Consider the following 19,862-nt stretch of genomic DNA (forward strand, 5'->3'; position numbering starts at 1 on the left):
CCTAAAGAATAGCTCAAGGGGAGCTTGAGCTGGACCCATAGAGGAAATATTGGCCGACTGAAAGAAGACCGGGGCAGGTACATCTGCGAAGTTTGACGCTCAGACTTCAAGCATCTGGCTTATGAGAATCCTGGAGCATCAAACTGACAATAAAAAAAGGCCGCCCGAGGGCAGCCTTTAAAAACAACAAAAAGGAAGGAGAGTAAAGCTGTCCTTACACGGCCGCTACAGGGCGCATGTAAGAAATCGGTGCAGTACTGGCATCTTCGAAGGTCACAACTTCCCAAGCGTCTGTCTCTGCGATCAATTTACGCAGAAGACGGTTGTTCAGTGCATGCCCCGACTTGAAGCCAATGAACTCACCTATCAGGCTGTTGCCCAGCAGGTAAAGGTCACCAATTGCATCAAGAATCTTGTGTTTGACGAATTCGTCCTCGTAACGCAGGCCGTCTTCGTTCAGTACGCCATCCTTATCCACCACGATGGCATTTTCCACACTGCCGCCGAGTGCGAGGTTGTGCTTGCGCAGGTACTCGATGTCACTCATGAACCCGAAGGTTCGGGCACGGCTGACTTCCTTCACGAAGGAAGTGCTGGAAAAGTCCACGCTTGCACTCTGTGTGCGATCGCGGAAGACCGGATGATCGAAATCGATCTCGAAACTGACTTTGAATCCTTCGAAAGGCACGAAAGTAGCGCGTTTACCGCCCTCTTCCAGTGTGACTTCCCGCAGGATCCGGATGAATTTTTTCGGCGCGTCCTGTTCTTCCAGGCCAGCCGACTGAATCAGGAATACGAAGGGCCCCGCGCTGCCATCCATGATTGGAACTTCGGAGGCAGAGAGTTCAACGTAAGCGTTATCGATGCCCAGGCCAGCCATGGCCGAGAGCAAATGTTCTACGGTGTCGACTTTGACATCACCGCTGACCAGCGTGGTCGACAGAGTGGTGTCACCGACGTTTTCCGCACGGGCAGCAATGTGCACGACGGGGTCGAGGTCAGCACGTACGAACACGATACCGGTATCCACAGGTGCAGGCTTGAGGGTCAGGTAAACCTTCTCCCCGGAGTGCAGACCGACACCTGTGGCACGGATAATATTTTTCAGGGTGCGTTGTTTAATCATGGCATTGGCCGCTTCAGCGCAAGTTGCGAACTGGTATCAACAAAGGCTGGCGATAATAGCAGACCCGGCCTTTGCTGAACACCAATCACCCTAATACCCCTGATACATTTCATCAATCAGCCTGACGACGCAGGAAAGCCGGGATGTCCAGGTAATCCAGATCGTCATTCGGGCTCATTTTTGCGGCTGTAGCGCCTGCGTGAGCCTGATTGCGCATCACGGTAGGACGATCCAGGTCGCGGTAGTTCACCGAAGGGGCTTCCTGACGAGCTGCAGCAGGCTGAGCCTGAGACGGCTGGGCAGTTTGCAGGGTGTTGTCGATAACCTTCATAGGCTTCTCGATTTTCGCGCCCAGGCCTGTGGCAACCACAGTCACGTGCAGCTCGTCGCGCATGTCCGGATCGATAACGGTACCGACCTTGACCATTGCGTGCTCGGAGGCGAACGCTTCGATGATGCTACCCACGTCCGAGTACTCACCCAGAGACAGGTCAGGACCGGCAGTGATGTTGACCAGGATGCCGCGAGCGCCCTGCAGGTTAACGTCTTCGAGCAGCGGGTTACGAATGGCTGCCTCAGTCGCTTCACGTGCACGGTTCGGACCGCTGGCGCAGCCAGTGCCCATCATCGCCATACCCATCTCGCTCATCACGGTACGTACGTCGGCGAAGTCGACGTTGATCATGCCCGGACGCTTGATGATGTCGGAGATACCGCGAACGGCACCGGCCAGTACATCGTCTGCCTTGGCGAAAGCCGACAGCAGGCTGGCGTCTTTACCGAGGATGGTCAGCAGCTTCTCGTTAGGAATGGTGATCAACGAGTCGACGCTTTCAGACAGCATGCGGATGCCTTCATCGGCGATCTGCATACGCTTGCGACCTTCGAACGGGAACGGACGAGTCACCACCGCTACGGTGAGGATGCCCATTTCCTTGGCCACTTCAGCAATGATCGGAGCTGCACCGGTACCGGTACCGCCGCCCATGCCAGTGGTGATGAAAACCATGTTGGTGCCCTGCAGAACTTCTGCAATGCGCTCACGATCTTCCAGAGCAGCCTGACGACCTACTTCAGGGTTGGCGCCAGCGCCAAGACCTTTGGTGACGCCGGTACCCAGTTGCAGGATGGTCCGCGCGCCAATGTTTTTCAGCGCTTGAGCATCGGTGTTGGCGCAGATGAATTCCACGCCTTCGATGTTGCTCTTGACCATGTGATTAACGGCGTTGCCGCCACCACCACCCACACCGATAACTTTGATTACCGGGCTTTGCGGGACGTTGTCTACGAGTTCGAACATTTTCCCTCTCCTTTCATTCTCTAGTTTTTTTGCCTGGTGCCCACTGCTGCCATTACTGCCTTGAGGCTTAGAAGTTGCCTTGCACCCAGCGCTTGAAGCGTTCAAGCACTGGAGCTTTAGGCTCATCTCCATAGCCGCTACTGCTACTACTGATGCCAGACAAAGAGAAACCGTCAGACTGCTTTTGCAGGCCGTACAGCAACAAGCCGACACCGGTGGAATAAATCGGGTTACGCACGACATCTGCGAGCCCTTTGACGCTATGCGGCACACCCAGGCGCACCGGCATATGGAAGATTTCCTCGGCCAGCTCGACCGCGCCTTCCATTTTCGAGGTACCGCCGGTCAGCACGATGCCGGCCGGGATAAGATCTTCGTAGCCACTGCGACGCAGTTCCGCCTGGATCAGGGTGAACAGCTCGTCGTAGCGCGGCTCGACCACTTCGGCCAAGGCCTGACGCGACAGTTCGCGGGGTGGACGGTCGCCAACGCTTGGCACTTTGATGGTTTCACCGGCACCGGCCAGTTTGGCCAGGGCGCAGGCGTAACGGATCTTGATTTCTTCGGCATATTGCGTCGGTGTACGCAAGGCCATGGCGATGTCGTTGGTGACTTGATCACCGGCAATCGGGATCACCGCCGTGTGGCGAATCGCGCCCTCGGTGAAGATTGCGATGTCGGTGGTACCGCCACCGATATCCACAAGGCACACGCCCAGCTCTTTTTCGTCGTCGGTCAGCACCGAGTAAGCCGAAGCGAGCTGTTCCAGAATGATGTCGTCGATTTCCAGACCACAGCGACGTACGCACTTCTCGATGTTCTGCGCAGCGTTCACAGCACACGTCACCACATGCACTTTGGCTTCAAGACGTACGCCCGACATGCCCAGTGGCTCGCGAACGCCTTCCTGGTTATCGATCACGTAATCCTGCGGCAAGGTGTGCAGCACGCGCTGGTCAGCCGGAATCGCAACCGCCTGGGCAGCATCAAGTACGCGCTCCAGGTCCGCCGAGCTGACTTCACGATCACGGATCGCGACGATGCCGTGGGAGTTCAGGCTGCGAATGTGGTTGCCCGCTACGCCGACGAACGCCGAGTGAATACGGCAGCCCGCCATCAGCTGAGCTTCCTCCACTGCGCGCTGGATCGACTGAACGGTGGACTCGATATTCACCACCACGCCCTTCTTCAGGCCGCGGGATGGATGGGTACCGATACCGACGATTTCCAGCGTGCCATCGGCCGCGACTTCGCCTACCAGCGCCACCACCTTGGAGGTGCCGATATCCAAGCCAACGATCATTTTGCCGCTTTGCACGTTTGCCATGGTCCTGCCTCTTGTCAATTCTTCGCGACGGCGGGTTTGTCCGTCGGAGGCGCTGCCTGCTCGCGCCATCCGACGGCAAGGCCGTTGGAGTAACGCAGATCGACGCGCGCAATATTCGTGATCTGTTCTTTAAGCGTTTTGTCGTAAATGGCGATAAAACGGCGCATTTTTTCTACAAGGTGATCGCGTCCCAGCAACAACTCGATACCGGGTCCCGCACTGCCCGCACCCGTGGTCAAAAACCAGCTACCACGCTCACGTAATTCCAGCCGAGCGATGGAGAACCCCATTGGGCGCAACATCTGACTCAACACCTGATACTGCTGCATCACCTGCTGCTGAGCCCGCTGCGGGCCAAACAATTGCGGCAGATGTTCGTAATTGGCCAGTTCACGTGGTGTAAACGCTTCGCCCTGGTTGTTGAGCAAAGCTTCATCACCCCAGCGCGCCACTGGCAGTTGTTCTTCCAGACGGATCACTACTTGATCCGGCCATACACGTCGTACTTCTGCGTGAGCAATCCATGGCATCTTTTCCAGCTCGCTGCGCATGGCAGCGAGGTCGATGGTGAAGAAGCTCGCCGCGACATAAGGCGCGATCCGCTGCTGCACCGCCTGCTGGCTGATATAGCTCAGGTCGCCCTGAACGTTGATCTTGGTGATCGGCCGGTCGGCGTAAGGCAGCAACCGTTGCGCGCCCTCGTAAACGCCGTAACCCAGCGCAACCATCAATATCAACCAACCCAGTTTCTTGAAGAACCCGCCCACTTTGGCTTTCGGCACACGTGCCGAAAGCGGCTCTCTGGTCACCGTGCGACTGGCACCACGCGGCACCGGCTTGCGGCCGGATGCTGGAGGCTGATGACGCGCCGTCGCGTTCATGACTTAACCTCGCGCCTGGACGCTGTCGGCCAGAATCGCCAACACCAGTTGCTGAAAATCCAGACCTGCAGCACCGGCTGCCATCGGCACCAGACTGTGATCGGTCATCCCGGGTACGGTGTTCACTTCCAGCAGCCAGAACTTGCCGTTTGCGTCCTGCATGACATCAGTACGCGCCCAGCCGGTAACGCCAACGGCTTCGCATGCACGAGCGGTCAGTTGCTTGAGTTCCTGTTCCTTGGTGTCATCGAGGCCGCACGGAATCCGATACTGGGTATCGTCAGCCACGTACTTGGCGTCGTAGTCGTAAAAACTGTGGGGAGTGCCCAGGCCGATGGGAGGCAATACCTGGCCACGCAGCGATGCGATGGTGAACTCCGGACCTTGAATCCATTGCTCAACCAAAACTTGCGAATCGTAGGTACTGGCGGCTTTCCACGCGACGATCAATTCCTCGACGCTGGTCACCTTCGCCATACCGATACTGGAACCTTCATGAGCCGGTTTGACGATCAAAGGCAGGCCCAGTTCCGCAGCTGCAGAAATACAATCCGATTGACTGCCAAGCACTGCGTGCAAAGGCGTTGGCAGGCCAAGACTCTGCCAGACCTGCTTGGTCCGCAGCTTGTCCATGGCCAGCGCTGAAGCCAGTACGCCGCTGCCGGTGTAAGGAATTTCCAGACACTCCAACAAGCCTTGCATGGTGCCGTCTTCGCCACCGCGCCCGTGCAGGACAATGAACGCACGATCAATCTTTTCACTGACCAGACGCTGCAGGAAGTCGTCGCCAACATCGATGCCGAATGCATCGACACCCGCGCTCTGCAACGCTTGCAACACCGCTTGCCCGGACTTCAAGGAAACCGGCCGCTCAGCACTCTTGCCACCGAACAGCACGGCAACGCGGCCGAACGATTTCGGCTCCGGCGTCGAGAGCAGGGACGATTGCAGTTGCGCAGTCATTTCAGCTTCCCTTCGGTAGGCGCGATGACAGCACCCGCGAACAAGGGGCTTCTCAGCAGTTGCGGAGCCAGCCCGCCGATATCACCAGCGCCCTGGCACAGCAGGATGTCACCCGCACGCAGCAGAGGCTTGACCAACGGCGCCAGCTCGACACCGCGATCAATGTAGATAGGGTCCAACTGACCACGCTGACGAATGCTGTGGCACAGGTTGCGGCTGTCCGCACCTGGAATCGGCTCTTCACCTGCCGGGTAGACTTCCATCAGCAACAGCACGTTGGCCTCAGCCAGCACTTGCACGAAATCGTCGTACAGATCACGGGTCCGGCTAAAACGGTGGGGCTGATAAACCATGACCAGACGGCGATCCGGCCAGCCGCCACGCACAGCGTTGATCACCGCAGCGACTTCGCGAGGGTGGTGACCGTAGTCATCGACCAGCATGACATTGCCACCTTCGACCGGTAGCTCGCCATAAACCTGGAAGCGTCGACCGACACCCTGGAAACCCGACAGCCCCTGGACAATGGCTTCGTCGCTGACGCCTTCATCCGTCGCGATGGCGATGGTTGCCAGCGAGTTGAGTACGTTGTGATTGCCCGGCATGTTCACCGATACGTCCAGCGGCTCGCGGTCGCGACGTAATACGGTGAAGAACGTCAGCATGCCTTCCTGGCGCACATTGATGGCGCGCACGTCGGCCGTTTCGCTGAAGCCGTAGGTCACGGTCGGACGCTTGACCTGTGGCAGGATTTCACGCACGACCGGATCATCGATACACACCACCGCCAAACCATAGAAAGGCAGGTTGTGCAGGAACTCGACGAAGGTTTTCTTCAGCTTGTTGAAGTCGCCTTCGTAGGTCGCCATGTGATCGGCGTCGATGTTGGTGACGACGGCAACCAGCGGCTGCAGGTGCAGGAAGCTGGCATCGCTTTCATCGGCTTCGGCAATCAGGTAGCGGCTGGTGCCCAATTGCGCGTTGGTACCGGCAGCGTTGAGACGACCGCCAATCACAAACGTCGGGTCCAGACCACCGGCCGCGAACACCGAAGCGATCAGGCTGGTGGTGGTGGTTTTGCCATGCGTCCCGGCAACGGCAATACCGTGGCGATAACGCATCAGCTCGGCCAGCATCTCGGCACGCGGCACCACCGGAATACGACGCTCAAGGGCGGTCGCCACTTCCGGGTTGGAGGTGTTCACGGCACTGGAAACCACCAGCACATCAGCGCCTACGGTGTTCTCTGCGCGGTGGCCGATGAAGATGTGAGCACCAAAGGACTCCAGACGCTCGGTCACCGGAGAGGCCTTCAGATCGGAACCGGAGACTTCATAGCCCAGGTTCAGCAAAACCTCGGCAATCCCGCACATGCCAACGCCGCCGATACCGACGAAGTGGATGCGACGAATACGGCGCATTTCCGGCTGTGGCATCGCGCGTTGATTCTCAACCATGAGCCACCTCCAGACAGATATCTACAACGGTATTGGTCGCATCAGGCTTGGCCAGCCGGCGGGCGGTACGCGCCATGGTGGTGAGTTGTTCGGGTTGCATCAAAACCTCTTTCAGGCGCGCCGCCATATCGGCTGCACCAGTTGTCGCTTGTGGCATGACGAAGGCTGCGCCTTCGTGGGCCAGATAGTCGGCGTTACGGGACTGGTGGTCGTCGATCGCATGGGGCAACGGCACCAACAGCGAGGGCAGTCCGGCCGCCGCCAATTCACTGATGGTCAGCGCGCCTGCGCGACAGACCACCAGGTCGGCCCAGCCATAGGCTTGGGCCATGTCTTTGATGAACGGGGCGACCTGCGCCTCGACACCGGCAGTGCGATAACGCTCTGAGGTGATTTCGTCGTGATTCTTGCCAGCCTGATGAAACACTTCAGGCCGCAGCTCGACAGGCACCAGCGAAAGCGCCTCCGGCAATAATTTGTTCAGCGGCTCGGCACCCAGGCTACCGCCCAGTACCAGCAAGCGTGCTTTGCGCCCGGCCAGTGCCTGACGCGGGGTTTCCAGAAACAGCTCGACACGCACCGGGTTACCCGTGGTGCGGCGTTTTTCGGAAGCCGCGAAGGTATTCGGGAACGCCTCACATACACGGCTGGCGAACGAGGCCAGACTGCGATTGGCAGTACCCGCAACCGCGTTCTGCTCATGAATGATCAGAGGGACTTTGCCCAGCTTCGCGGCAAGGCCGCCCGGGCCGGTGACGTAACCACCAAAGCCCACCACGCAAACCGGCTTGAGCTCACGCACGACTTTGCGGGCCTGCATCAATGCCTTGAGCAGCATCAGCGGCGCCTTTAGCAAGGACAACCGGCCCTTGCCACGCAAACCGGTGACGTTGATCAGGTGCAGGGCAAACCCGGCCTGTGGCACCAGTTCGTTCTCAATTCCGCGGGGCGTCCCCAGCCAGTGAACCTTGTAACCACGGGCCTGAAACTCGCGCGCGCATGCCAGCGCCGGGAATACGTGGCCGCCGGTGCCACCTGCCATGATCAGCACGTTAGCGTCCATGGTTAGGCTCCTCGGCGAAGTCACTTTCATTGAATTCCGCTTCTTCGCTGCCCATGTTGTTGCGCGATTCCCACTCGATCCGCAGCAGCAGGCCCAGGCTTGCGCAGCAGATCACCAACGAGCTGCCGCCGTAGCTGAGGAACGGCAGGGTCAGACCTTTGGTTGGCAACAGGCCGACGTTCACACCGATGTTGATCAGGAACTGGCCGATCCACAGGAAGGCCAGACCGTAAGCCACGTAAGCGCCGAAGAACTGCTTGGCGCGCTCGGCCCACATGCCGATGTACATGGCGCGGATACTGACGAACACGAACAGCGCGACGGTCAACAGTGAACCCACAACGCCCAGCTCTTCGGCGAGTACCGAGAACACGAAGTCAGTGTGGGCCTCTGGCAGATAGAACTGCTTCTGTACGCTGTTACCCAGACCAACGCCCAGCCACTCTCCGCGCCCAAACGCGATCAATGCCTGAGTCAACTGGTAGCCGGAACCGAATTGATCGGACCACGGGTCGGTAAAGGTAATCAGACGTGCCATCCGATACGGTTGCGCCTGAACCAGCACGAACACCGCGCCGACCGCCAAAGCCACCATCAGACTGAAACGGAACAGCCCTACGCCACCGAGGAACAACATGGCGGCCGCGGCGCCCATCATCACGACGGTGGCACCGAAGTCGGGCTCCATGAGCAACAGACCGGCCATTGGCAGCAGGACGATAAATGGCTTGAAGAAGCCCATCCAGCTCTCGCGAACTTCCTGCTGGCGACGAATCAGATAACCGGCAAGGAAAATCACCACGAAGACTTTGGCAATCTCCGACGGCTGAACGTTGAACATGCCGAAGCCGATCCAGCGCATCGAGCCGTTTACCTCACGGCCAACCCCTGGAACCAGCACCATGACCAGCAGACCGAATGCGCCCAACAGCATCATCCAGCCCAAACGCTGCCAGGTGGCAACCGGAATCATCATGGTCAAGCCGCAGGCGAAGATGCCGATGATCATGTAGATCAAATGGCGAGTCATCATGTAGAGGGTGTTGCCGGAGTTCACGGCCGCCACTTCCGAGGAAGCAGAGGTGATCATCACCAGCCCCAGGCCCAGCAGGGCCAGGCAGCCGGCCAGCATGGGGAAGTCGACATCAACGCCACGACCGCTGATTATCGGGGACGGGAACGGCTTGATTACGCCGAAGATCATGACAATTCCCCCACGGCTTGCGCGAACAGACGACCGCGCTCTTCGTAGTTCTTGAACATGTCAAAACTCGCGCATGCCGGGGACAACAACACGGCGTCACCCGCCTGCGCGATCTCGGCGCAACGCAACACAGCCTCTTCAAGCGTCGCAACCCGGACCAGTTCCACGCCATCGCCCAACGCCTGAGCGATCAGTTCGGCGTCGCGGCCGATCAGCACCACAGCGCGGCAGTTGGCAGCAACCGGAGCACGCAGACCACTGAAGTCGGCACCCTTGCCATCACCACCGGCGATCAACACCAGTTTGCCTTCGATGTCTGCGCCCAGGCCTTCGATGGCGGCCAGTGCGGCGCCAACGTTGGTGGCCTTGGAGTCGTCGTAATAGCTCACGCCATTGCGCTCACGCAGCCATTGGCAGCGATGCTCAAGGCCGCCAAACGTGCGCAGACTGGAAAGCATCGCGTCCATCGGCAAACCGACAGCGTGGCCCAGCGCAAGCGCAGCCAGAGCGTTGGCCTGATTATGAGCGCCACGGATTTTCAATTCGCGTACAGGCATCAGGTTGTCGAATTGGAAGGCGAGATATTTTTCGCCGTCTTCTTCGCGCAAACCAAAGCCATGGAAATCGGGTTTGTTCAGGCCAAAGGTCCAGCACGGCAGACCTTCACCAATCAACGGCCGGGTCAGAACGTCCTGACGGTTGACCACTACCTGACGAGCACCACGGAATACCCGGTGCTTGGCCAGGTGGTAAGCAGGCAAACCGCTGTAGCGGTCCATGTGGTCTTCACTGATGTTCAACACGGTCGCCACTTCTGCGCCGAGTTGATCAGTGGTTTCCAGTTGAAAGCTGGAAAGCTCCATCACATAGAGTTCGACATCGTCGCTGAGCAAATCCAGCGCGGGCGTACCCAGATTGCCGCCGACCGCAACGCGCTTGCCCGCCGCTGCAGCCATCTCGCCAACCAGCGTGGTAACAGTGCTTTTGGCGTTGGAGCCAGTGATCGCAATGATCGGGGCCTTGGCGTTACGGGCAAACAGCTCGATGTCGCCGGACAGCTTCACGCCACGCGCAGCTGCTTGCTGCAACGCCGGTGTCGCCAGTGCGAGACCCGGGCTCACGTAAAGCTCGTTGGCACGGCACAGGAATTCAACGTCCAGTTCGCCACAACGCACATCCACCTGCGGATAGTCACGACGCAAGGTCGCCAGCTCCGGTGGATTTTCCCGCGTATCGGCCACGGCAAACGACACGCCCCGGCTCGCCAGAAAGCGAACCAGGGACATGCCGCTCTTGCCGAGGCCGACAATGATGCGGAAATGGTCTGAAGCGATAAGAGACACTCGTTCTACCTCAGTTTCAGCGTGGCGAGGCCGATCAACACGAGAATCACGGTAATGATCCAGAAACGGACGATCACACGCGGCTCGGGCCAGCCCTTGAGTTCAAAGTGGTGGTGGATCGGTGCCATGCGGAAAACCCGGCGGCCGGTCAATTTAAAGGATGCAACCTGAATGACGACTGACAGGGTTTCCATCACGAACACGCCGCCCATGATGAACAGGACGATTTCCTGACGAACGATGACGGCAATAGTGCCCAGCGCTGCACCGAGTGCCAGCGCGCCTACATCGCCCATGAAAACCTGGGCCGGGTAAGTGTTGAACCAGAGAAAACCAAGCCCGGCACCGATCAATGCCCCGCAGAACACAATCAACTCGCCTGCGCCCGGTACATAAGGAATCAGCAGGTACTCGGCGAACTTCACGTTACCCGACAGGTAGCAGAAGATGCCCAGCGCGCCGCCGACGAGCACGGTTGGCAGAATCGCCAGACCGTCCAGGCCGTCGGTCAGGTTGACCGCGTTGCTGGAGCCCACGATCACGAAATAGGTCAGCACGATAAAACCGATGCCCAGCGCAATACTGGCGTCTTTGAACATCGGAATGATCAGCGTGGTTTCTACCGCTGAAGGCGCTGTTACATAGAGGAAGATCGCCGCGCACAAGCCAAACACCGACTGCCAGAAATACTTCCAGCGGCTCGGCAGGCCTTTCGAGTTCTTTTCGATAACTTTGCGGTAATCGTCCACCCAGCCAATGCCGCCGAACAACAAGGTCACCAGCAGCACCACCCAGACATAGCGATTGCTCAGGTCAGCCCAGAGCAAGGTGCTGATGCCGATGGAAGAAAGAATCAACGCGCCGCCCATGGTCGGCGTACCGGATTTGGACAGGTGAGACTGTGGCCCGTCATTACGAACGGATTGACCGATCTGGCGCATCTGCAATGCACGGATCATCCATGGGCCCAGGCACAGCGAGAGCGACAATGCGGTGAGCACGCCGAGAATCCCGCGCAGGGTCAGGTATTGGAAGACCGCGAAGCCTTTGTGGAACTGTTGCAGAAACTCGGCCAGCAGCAGCAGCATTAATGTGTCTCCAGGCTAGAACCGCAGAGAGCAGCAACGACGTTTTCCATCGCAGCGCTCCGCGAGCCCTTAATCAAAATAGTGGTTTGAGGATCCTGTTCGGCGCCCAGCGCAGCGATCAGGTCAGTCTGATTGGCAAAATGCCGCGCATGCTCGCCGAAGGCACTGACAGCGTGGGCCATCAATGGACCAACGGCGTACAGCGCCGAGACCTTGCCAGAGGCATAGGCACCGACGTCGCGATGACCTTGTTCGGCCCAATCGCCCAACTCGCCGATGTCACCGAGGACCAGCACGGTACGGCCGGAGAAACCGGTGAGAATGTCTACGGCAGCATTGATGGAGCTCGGATTCGCGTTGTAGGTGTCATCGATGACGCGCACGCCATTGAGCCCGATTTGCGCAACAGTGCGGCCTTTGACCGGCTGCACAGCATTGAGCCCGGCAACGATGCCGTTCAGATCGACACCCATCGCATGACCCGCAGCGGCCGCAGCCAACGCATTGGCCACATTATGCGTACCCAGCAGATTGAGCTGCACCGGCGCCGAGCCCAGTGGGCTGTTCAGCAGGAAGCCAGGGCAACCCCGAGCATCAAGGCTCAGTTCCTGCGCATGAAAATCGGCGCTTTGATCGGCAATCGCGAAGCTCACGATCCGGCGATCACCTGCACGGGCTGCCCAGATCGGGAAAGCCTTGTCTTCTTTATTAAGAACGGCGACGCCAAAGCTATCGAGGCCTTCAAGGATTTCGCCTTTGGCTTCGACTATTTTTTCAGGTCCGCCAAACTCGCCGACGTGGGCAGTACCCGCATTGGTAATCAGCGCTACGTGAGGCTTGGTCAGGCTGACCGTGAAAGCGATTTCACCCACACGAGACGCGCCCATTTCGATGACGGCAGCCGAGTACTCAGGCGCCAGTTCAAGGAGGGTCAGCGGAACGCCCAGCTCGTTGTTCAGGTTGCCACGGGTGGCCAGAACCGGACCGCGTGTGCGCATGACGCTGGCGAGCATTTCTTTAACAGTGGTTTTGCCGCTGGAACCGGTAATGGCTGCAACTGGCCTGTCGACAAACGCATTGCGATTGAGCGCACCCAACTGGGCGAGCGCCTTGCGGGAATCGAGCACCACCAGTTGCGGCAATACGGCGCCCGGGATTTCGTGCTCGACCAATGCACCTACCGCGCCTTTGGCTGCAACTTGATCGAGGTAGTCATGACCGTCAAAACGCGGGCCGGTCAGCGCTACGAACAGCTGACCTGGACTAATAGCGCGGCTGTCGATGCTCACGCCATCGAATGTACGGTCATCGCCCACAAGACGCGCATCAAGCACCGTGGTCAATTCACTGAGAGATAGCGGCTTAAGCATTCGTCACCTCCCACGCGTCCAACGCCTTGGCCGCTTCTTCCAGGTCGGAGAATGGCTGGCGCTGACCGTTGATTTCCTGATAGTCCTCGTGGCCTTTACCTGCGAGCACAATCACATCAGTGGCCGCGGCGCTGGCGATCATTTCGGCAATTGCCTGACCACGACCTTCAACGAAACGAACGTTTTGCGCGGCGCTGAAACCTTGACGAATGTCGTCGAATATCTGCGCTGGCGCTTCAGTGCGAGGGTTGTCATCAGTGACAAGGACACCATCAGCCAGACGCTCAACGACTTCAGCCATCAGCGGACGCTTGCCGCGATCACGATCACCACCGCAGCCGAACAGGCACAGCAAGCGGCCTTTGGCGTGCGGACGCAAAGCGGTCAGCACTTTTTCCAGAGCATCCGGGGTGTGGGCATAATCGACCACCACCAGCGGCTTCTCACCGCCACCCAGACGCTGCATGCGCCCTACCGGGCCTTCCAGCTTTGGCAGGACCTTGAGAATTTCGTCCAGGGCGTAATCCAGCCCCAGCAATGCGCCCACTGCGCCAAGTACGTTGCTCAGGTTGAAACGGCCCAGCAGACTGCTGCGCAACAGGTGTTGACCCTGCGGCGTGACCAGTGTGGCGCGAACACCTTCATCATCGAATTTTGCATCGCGGCAATACAAATAAGCCCTGGAGTCTTCCAGGCTATAAGTAATGAGCCGGGACTCGCGCTTTTCAGCCGCCAGCGTACGACCGAAGTCATCGTCGATATTAATCACGCGGCAACGCAGATCGGACCAGGCGAACAGCTTGGCTTTGGCCGCGCCGTAAGCTTCCATGGTGCCGTGGTAGTCCAGATGGTCACGGGACAAATTGGTGAGCACTGCAACATCAAAGGCCAACGCGGTTGCGCGGCCTTGATCCAGACCGTGGGAAGACACTTCCATTGCCACTGCACGCGCGCCGGCTTTTCTCAGATCCGAAAGCGTTGCCTGCACCGCGATAGGGTCTGGCGTGGTGTGCCGGCCGCTCTGCAATGAACCGTAAAAACCAGTGCCCAAAGTGCCGACGATGCCGCAATGCTGACCCAGCAGGTCCATTGCTTGCGCGACCAATTGGGTGACGCTGGTTTTACCGTTGGTGCCGGTTACGCCAACCAGATTCAGGCTGCGACTCGGATCACCATAAAAACGCCCGGCGATATCCGACAACTGCGCAGCCAGGCCTTTGACCGGGATCAGCGGTACATCGGTGATCGGCAGCACTTTCGCGCCTTCAACTTCATAAGCTACGGCCGCAGCGCCACGCTTCAATGCATCGGCGATGTGATCGCGACCATCGAAGTTGCCACCGGGAACCGCAAGAAACAGGTCGCCACCGCGGACGTTACGGCTGTCCAGCGTCAACTCGCGAATCATCAGATCGCTGGAGGCATGGGCGAAAATCTTGTTCAGGCTGGACGACATCAACCACGCCCTCCTTTAACGACTGGAGCTGCATTGACCTGCTCGGCGGGAATCGGAGCGAGGTTGTCAGGTGTCACGTTCATCAGACGCAGGGTGCCGGACATGACCTTGCTGAACACAGGTGCCGATACCAGACCGCCGTAGTAGCCGCCCTTGCTTGGCTCATCAATGACCACAACCACGGCGTAGCGTGGGTTGCTCATCGGACCGAAGCCCGCGAACAGCGAGCGATAGGAGTTTTCTGCGTAGCCCTTGGTGCCAACCGATGTTTTACGTGCCGTACCACTCTTGCCTGCCACGTGATACGAAGGAACGCGTGCGCGATAAACACCACGAGAATCTTCAATCACGGCCTGCAGCATGGTTTGCAGGGTCTTGGCGGTCTGCTCCGGAATTGCCTGAGTTGCCACCGGCGGTTTGTCGCTTTTCAGAATGGTCAACGGCACGATGCGGCCGTTGTTAGCGATGGCCGCATAGGCGTGCACCAGTTGCAGCGCCGTCACGGACAAACCGTAGCCGTAAGATAGCGTTGCAGTTTCCGCCTTGCGCCACTCACGATAATTCGGCAAGTTACCGACACGTTCACCCGGGAAGCCCAGACCGGTGTACTGCCCCAGACCGACGCGCTGCATGGCCTGGAAGATCGCTTCGCCACCCACATCGAACGCGACCTTGCTCATGCCGACGTTACTGGAGTTGATCAGAATGCCGGTCAAGTCGAGAACCGGGCCTTCGGTTTTGGTCACGTCGCGGATCGTGTATTTGCCGATCTGCAACGTGCCTGGATAAACCTCAACCTTGTCAGTAGGTTTCCAGCGACCACTGTCCAGCGCGGCGGTCATGGAGATCGGTTTCATGGTCGAACCAGGCTCGAACACGTCAATGATCGCCCGGTTACGCATGGCTGCCGGAACCATGGTGCGACGGTTGTTCGGGTTGTAAGTCGGGGAGTTGACCATGGCCAACACTTCGCCGGTCTTCACGTCCATGATCACCATGCTGCCTGCCTTGGCTTCGTTCTCGACAATTGCGTTACGCAGCTCGCGAGTGGCGAGGTATTGCAGACGCAGATCAATAGACAACGCCACGGTCTTTCCAGCCTTGGCGTTTTTGGTGACCTGAACGTCTTTGATGAGTCGTCCGCGCCTGTCCTTGATGACCTGCCGTTTGCCGGGCACACCAGCGAGCCAGTCGTCGTAGGCCAACTCAACGCCTTCGCGACCGTGGTCGTCAAGGTCAGTAAAGCCAACCATGTGGGCGGTCACGTCGCCTGCCGGGTAAAAGCGGCGGAACTCTTCAATGCCGTAAACGCCTGGCACTTTCAGATCAAGCACAGCCTGACCATGCTCAGGCGTCAGGCCGCGAACCAGGTAGATGAATTCTTTACCGGCCTGGGCGTCGAGGCGCTCGGTCAGCGCCTTGGGATCCTGCCCCAATGCAGTCGCCAGAACAGCCCACTTGCTCTTGTCCAGCTGCATTTCTTTCGGGTTGGCCCACAAGGTCGTTACCGGTGTACTGACAGCCAAAGGCTCGCCATTACGATCGGTGATCAAGCCACGGTGTGCCGGAATAGGAATATGCCGAAGACTGCGCGCGTCACCCTGCTCCTTGAGGAACGTGTGATCAACCACTTGCAGGTCGATGATGCGCCAGCAGATAGCCGCGACCAGTGCCAGCAACAGGCCGACAACGACGCGAAAGCGCCATGGATAAAGTGCGCCGTCGAGCTTCATCATGGCGCCACCATCCGCACTTCAGCAGCGCTCGGGATGCGCATCTTCAGTTGTTCAGTGGCGAGGGTTTCGATGCGGCTATGGGCTGTCCAGGTGCTCTGCTCGAGAATCAGACGACCCCATTCAGCCTGCGCCTTGTCACGAATACTCAGCTCGGAGTAAAGCGAGTTGAGCAACTGACGGTTCCAGTGAGCACTGTAGGAAACACCGATGGCCGAAACGAGGACGGCAAGGAACAGCAGCAGCATGAAGAAGCTGCCGCCTGGCAAAGGCTTGAGGAACAGACGGCTCACCTGAGCTTCTCCGCGACACGCATGACAGCGCTGCGCGAGCGTGGGTTGGCTTTGGTTTCTTCGTCCGAGGCGAATTGAGCTTTGCCGATGAGTTTGATCTTCGGCTCGAAGGCCTTGTACTGGATCGGCAGGTTGCGCGGCATGTTATCCGCTTCACCCTTGACGAGTTTGCGCATGAACAGCTTGACGATGCGGTCTTCAAGGGAATGGAAGCTGATGACAACCAGACGCCCGCCTACTTCCAGCGCGTCAAGCGCAGCGTCAAGACCCGCTTCCAGATCGCCCAACTCGTTATTGACGTGAATGCGCAAGCCCTGGAAAGCACGAGTGGCGGGGTTCTTGCCTTTTTCCCAGGCAGGATTGGCGACCTTGAGCACCTCGGCCAGATCTGCCGTGCGCTCGAAAGGCTGCACTTCACGGCGGGCAACCACGGCACCGGCCATACGCTTGGCGAAACGCTCTTCGCCGTATTCCTTGAACACGCGGGCAATTTCTTCGACGGGTGCGGTGGCGATGAACTCCGCAGCACTGACGCCACGGGTCGGGTCCATACGCATGTCCAGCGGACCATCATTCATGAAGCTGAAGCCGCGCTCCGGGTCATCAAGCTGCGGCGAGGAGACGCCAAGGTCCAGCAGAATTCCGCTGACCTTGCCCGCAATGCCGCGTGCTTGAGCCTCCGAGCCCAATTCAGCGAAGCTGCGCTGCACAATGACAAAGCGGCCGTCTTCGGCCGCTAGCGCTTGCCCGGTGGCAATTGCTTGAGGATCTTTGTCGAATCCCAGCAATCGGCCATCAGGGCCGAGCTTCTGCAGTACGAGTCGGCTATGCCCACCGCGCCCGAATGTGCCATCCATATAGCAGCCATCAGCACGCACCGCGAGAGCCTCTACGGCTTCGTCGAGCAGTACGGTGATGTGGGTAAAGCCGCTATTCATAGTCACAGGATCAGATCACGTAATTCATCAGGCATCGCGCCCGGTTGTTGAATGGCCGCCAGATCCGCATCAGCAAGAGCGTTCCAGGCGTCCTCGTCCCACAGTTGAAACTTGTTGAGCTGGCCCACTAACATCACGCGCTTGTCCAACTTGGCATATTCACGGAGGCGCGGCGGAACCAGAAAACGCCCGCTGCCATCCAGCTCCAGATCAACCGCATTACCGATCAGCAAACGCTGCAGGCGGCGGTTTTCTTCACGGAAGGTTGCAAGCTCACGCAATTTCGCCTCAATCAGCTCCCATTCGGAGAGCGGATAAAGGCATAAGCAAGGGTCAACGGCGTCAATGGTCACGATCAATTGCCCGGCGCTACGCGAATCCAACTCGTCACGGTACCGGCTCGGCATAGCGAGACGGCCCTTTGCGTCGAGATTGATAGCGTTTGCACCACGAAACACAGGCGCTTTCTCCGAATTCTAACTTTTTGCGTTAAAAAAACCCACTTCGCGCCACTTTCTGCCACTTGCGCACACTATAGGAACCCGCCCACCACACAGTCAAGGCACGGTCTTAAGGAAAACCCTTACATAACTGGGATTTAGGAGCGATATCGGACGGTTAGCGCGAATTTCAGGAGGGGTCTTACGGAAAATTCCGACACAGCTCAAAACGCTGCAGCGCGAACTTAAAGTGATTTGTGAGGTTTAAGATTTTTTTGATATTACGGAGGGGGCAATGCTGTTGAAACGAGAGGGGAAAAAAGGTGGAGAGTCGATCTGTAAGCCGGGTTCTGTCGAGGACAGTCATTCCTCTACGACGGCCATCACTGGACGTCTTTAGCAACCTACCCGGTTCCAGCGCGGGCCACGCCTAGGAACCCTATTTGGTCTTGCTCCGAGTGGGGTTTACCTTGACCACGAACTGTTGCCAGACGCGCGGTGCGCTCTTACCGCACCTTTTCACCCTTACCGGCGCCGAAGCGCTTAGGCGGTTATTTTCTGTGGCACTTTCCGTAGGCTCACGCCTCCCAGGCGTTACCTGGCACTCCGCCCTATGGAGCCCGGACTTTCCTCCCCCCCTTAATTGCGAACAATAAGAGGCAGCGACTGTCCAATCGACTCTCCGCCGACAAGGTTAGCGGCACAGCCCCCTCAGAACAAGCTTTAATACGCCGCAGACTCTCAGCTCAGGGATTTATTCGCCCTTTTGCTTGTCCAGAGCCACTTGATAAAGCAGATTTTTACGCACGCCGGTAATCTCTGCCGCCAGGGCTGCGGCGCGCTTGAGCGGCATTTCTCCAAGCAGCAAATCCAGAATCCGTCGTGCTTCGCTACCAATAACGTCTTCATCTTCAGGCTCGGTCCAGCCCGCCACCAACACCACACACTCGCCGCGCTGCTGGTTGCTGTCGCTTTCGACGAACTCACGCAGCTCAGCGAGCGGCAACCCTTTGAGGGTTTCGAAGGTTTTAGTCAGCTCACGGGCAAGCAGCGCAGGCCGCTGGGCACCGAAGACCAGTTCCAGATCCTGCAGACATTCGAGAATACGATGCGGCGCTTCATAGAAGATCAGTGTCCGTGGTTCTTCCTTGAGCAACTCCAGGCGAGCGCGACGACCTACAGCCTTGGCCGGCAAGAAGCCCTCAAAGATAAAGCGGTCAGATGGCAAACCGGCTGCTGAAAGCGCAGCGATCAATGCGCATGCGCCTGGCACCGGAACCACCGCAATACCCGCCGCGCGAGCCTGACGCACCAAGTGATATCCCGGATCAGAGATCAGTGGCGTGCCCGCATCGGAGATCAGCGCAACGTCATCGCCCGCCAGCAAACGAGTGATAAACCGACTGCCTTCTTCGCGCTCGTTATGCTCGTGACACGCAGCCAGAGGCGTAGGGATGCCGAAATGCTGCATCAATCGTGACGAGTGACGAGTATCCTCGGCGGCGATCAGCGCCACCTCACGCAAAACCTTCAATGCACGCACGCTCATGTCATCCAGATTGCCGATTGGCGTGGCCACTACATAAAGCGAGCCCGCGGCGGAATTCAAAGCAACTGGAGCAGTCAAAGCGCAGACCTCATGATTTGTTACCCTTAAGGGTGAAGGTCATCATTGTACAGACTACGACCGCGACCAATGACTCGCAGACTCAAGGAAGACCTGAAAAAGGGAGGAAAAGTCATGATTGGCGCCCGATACCTGCCAGCGCAACACCTCGTAACCGCCGTATTACCCCGCGTAATCAGGCAATGCGACTTATATCACTGCTTTAAATGTTAACGACGTCGCACCCATGCCAGTGCTTGGGTACAATTCCCCG

At 58.4% G+C, this 19,862-nt stretch carries 17 protein-coding genes and 1 other RNA gene; all 18 read right to left on the reverse strand.

Annotation, left to right across the window (positions count from 1 at the left end):
• Window positions 1-214: 214 nt before the first annotated feature.
• A complete protein-coding gene (gene lpxC / locus H8S59_RS06620) occupies window positions 215-1,126 on the reverse strand; it encodes a UDP-3-O-acyl-N-acetylglucosamine deacetylase (protein ID WP_027900249.1) in 912 nt (303 codons plus the stop codon).
• A 112-nt stretch (window positions 1,127-1,238) separates the two neighbouring features.
• Window positions 1,239-2,426: a cell division protein FtsZ gene (gene ftsZ / locus H8S59_RS06625; RefSeq protein ID WP_095096340.1), complete on the reverse strand. Its 1,188-nt coding sequence runs from the start codon at window positions 2,424-2,426 to the stop codon at window positions 1,239-1,241.
• Between the two features lie 67 nt (window positions 2,427-2,493).
• The gene (gene ftsA, locus H8S59_RS06630) at window positions 2,494-3,753 is read right to left on the reverse strand and encodes a cell division protein FtsA (protein ID WP_027900247.1); all 1,260 of its coding nucleotides are present in this window, start codon (window positions 3,751-3,753) and stop codon (window positions 2,494-2,496) included.
• 14 nt (window positions 3,754-3,767) lie between these two features.
• Entirely contained in the window at window positions 3,768-4,634 is an 867-nt protein-coding gene (locus tag H8S59_RS06635) for a cell division protein FtsQ/DivIB (RefSeq protein ID WP_027900246.1), read from the reverse strand.
• Window positions 4,635-4,637: 3 nt separating this feature from the next.
• Window positions 4,638-5,597 carry a D-alanine--D-alanine ligase gene (locus tag H8S59_RS06640; RefSeq protein ID WP_187520894.1) on the reverse strand — a complete coding sequence of 320 codons (960 nt, stop codon included), beginning with the start codon at window positions 5,595-5,597 and terminating at the stop codon, window positions 4,638-4,640.
• Window positions 5,594-7,054 carry a UDP-N-acetylmuramate--L-alanine ligase gene (murC, locus tag H8S59_RS06645; RefSeq protein ID WP_027900244.1) on the reverse strand — a complete coding sequence of 487 codons (1,461 nt, stop codon included), beginning with the start codon at window positions 7,052-7,054 and terminating at the stop codon, window positions 5,594-5,596. The genes H8S59_RS06640 and murC overlap by 4 nt, the downstream gene beginning before the upstream one ends.
• Window positions 7,047-8,117, reverse strand: coding sequence for an undecaprenyldiphospho-muramoylpentapeptide beta-N-acetylglucosaminyltransferase (gene murG / locus H8S59_RS06650; RefSeq protein ID WP_095096346.1), 1,071 nt, complete (start codon window positions 8,115-8,117; stop codon window positions 7,047-7,049). Before murG ends, murC begins: the two co-directional genes overlap by 8 nt.
• A complete protein-coding gene (gene ftsW, locus H8S59_RS06655; protein ID WP_214658225.1) occupies window positions 8,107-9,321 on the reverse strand; it encodes a putative lipid II flippase FtsW in 1,215 nt (404 codons plus the stop codon). The genes murG and ftsW overlap by 11 nt, the downstream gene beginning before the upstream one ends.
• Entirely contained in the window at window positions 9,318-10,664 is a 1,347-nt protein-coding gene (gene murD / locus H8S59_RS06660) for a UDP-N-acetylmuramoyl-L-alanine--D-glutamate ligase (RefSeq protein WP_187520895.1), read from the reverse strand. Before murD ends, ftsW begins: the two co-directional genes overlap by 4 nt.
• A 5-nt stretch (window positions 10,665-10,669) precedes the next feature.
• Window positions 10,670-11,752, reverse strand: a complete 1,083-nt coding sequence (gene mraY, locus H8S59_RS06665; protein ID WP_027900240.1) for a phospho-N-acetylmuramoyl-pentapeptide-transferase — start codon at window positions 11,750-11,752, stop codon at window positions 10,670-10,672.
• Window positions 11,752-13,122 carry a UDP-N-acetylmuramoyl-tripeptide--D-alanyl-D-alanine ligase gene (locus tag H8S59_RS06670; protein ID WP_187520896.1) on the reverse strand — a complete coding sequence of 457 codons (1,371 nt, stop codon included), beginning with the start codon at window positions 13,120-13,122 and terminating at the stop codon, window positions 11,752-11,754. The genes mraY and H8S59_RS06670 overlap by 1 nt, the downstream gene beginning before the upstream one ends.
• The gene (locus H8S59_RS06675) at window positions 13,115-14,578 is read right to left on the reverse strand and encodes a UDP-N-acetylmuramoyl-L-alanyl-D-glutamate--2,6-diaminopimelate ligase (protein ID WP_187520897.1); all 1,464 of its coding nucleotides are present in this window, start codon (window positions 14,576-14,578) and stop codon (window positions 13,115-13,117) included. Before H8S59_RS06675 ends, H8S59_RS06670 begins: the two co-directional genes overlap by 8 nt.
• On the reverse strand, window positions 14,578-16,314 hold the full coding sequence (locus H8S59_RS06680) for a peptidoglycan D,D-transpeptidase FtsI family protein (RefSeq protein ID WP_095096361.1): 1,737 nt from the start codon (window positions 16,312-16,314) through the stop codon (window positions 14,578-14,580). Before H8S59_RS06680 ends, H8S59_RS06675 begins: the two co-directional genes overlap by 1 nt.
• On the reverse strand, window positions 16,311-16,604 hold the full coding sequence (gene ftsL, locus H8S59_RS06685) for a cell division protein FtsL (protein ID WP_087264853.1): 294 nt from the start codon (window positions 16,602-16,604) through the stop codon (window positions 16,311-16,313). Before ftsL ends, H8S59_RS06680 begins: the two co-directional genes overlap by 4 nt.
• Window positions 16,601-17,542, reverse strand: coding sequence for a 16S rRNA (cytosine(1402)-N(4))-methyltransferase RsmH (rsmH, locus tag H8S59_RS06690; RefSeq protein ID WP_095096364.1), 942 nt, complete (start codon window positions 17,540-17,542; stop codon window positions 16,601-16,603). Before rsmH ends, ftsL begins: the two co-directional genes overlap by 4 nt.
• 2 nt (window positions 17,543-17,544) lie before the next feature.
• On the reverse strand, window positions 17,545-18,000 hold the full coding sequence (gene mraZ / locus H8S59_RS06695) for a division/cell wall cluster transcriptional repressor MraZ (RefSeq protein WP_004881513.1): 456 nt from the start codon (window positions 17,998-18,000) through the stop codon (window positions 17,545-17,547).
• Window positions 18,001-18,305: 305 nt separating this feature from the next.
• Window positions 18,306-18,664, reverse strand: an RNA gene (gene rnpB / locus H8S59_RS06700) — RNase P RNA component class A.
• Between the two features lie 72 nt (window positions 18,665-18,736).
• Window positions 18,737-19,609: a 16S rRNA (cytidine(1402)-2'-O)-methyltransferase gene (rsmI, locus tag H8S59_RS06705; protein WP_187520898.1), complete on the reverse strand. Its 873-nt coding sequence runs from the start codon at window positions 19,607-19,609 to the stop codon at window positions 18,737-18,739.
• Window positions 19,610-19,862 lie beyond the last annotated feature (253 nt).

Source organism: Pseudomonas folii (assembly GCF_014357575.1).
GTDB classification, from domain to species: domain Bacteria; phylum Pseudomonadota; class Gammaproteobacteria; order Pseudomonadales; family Pseudomonadaceae; genus Aquipseudomonas; species Aquipseudomonas folii.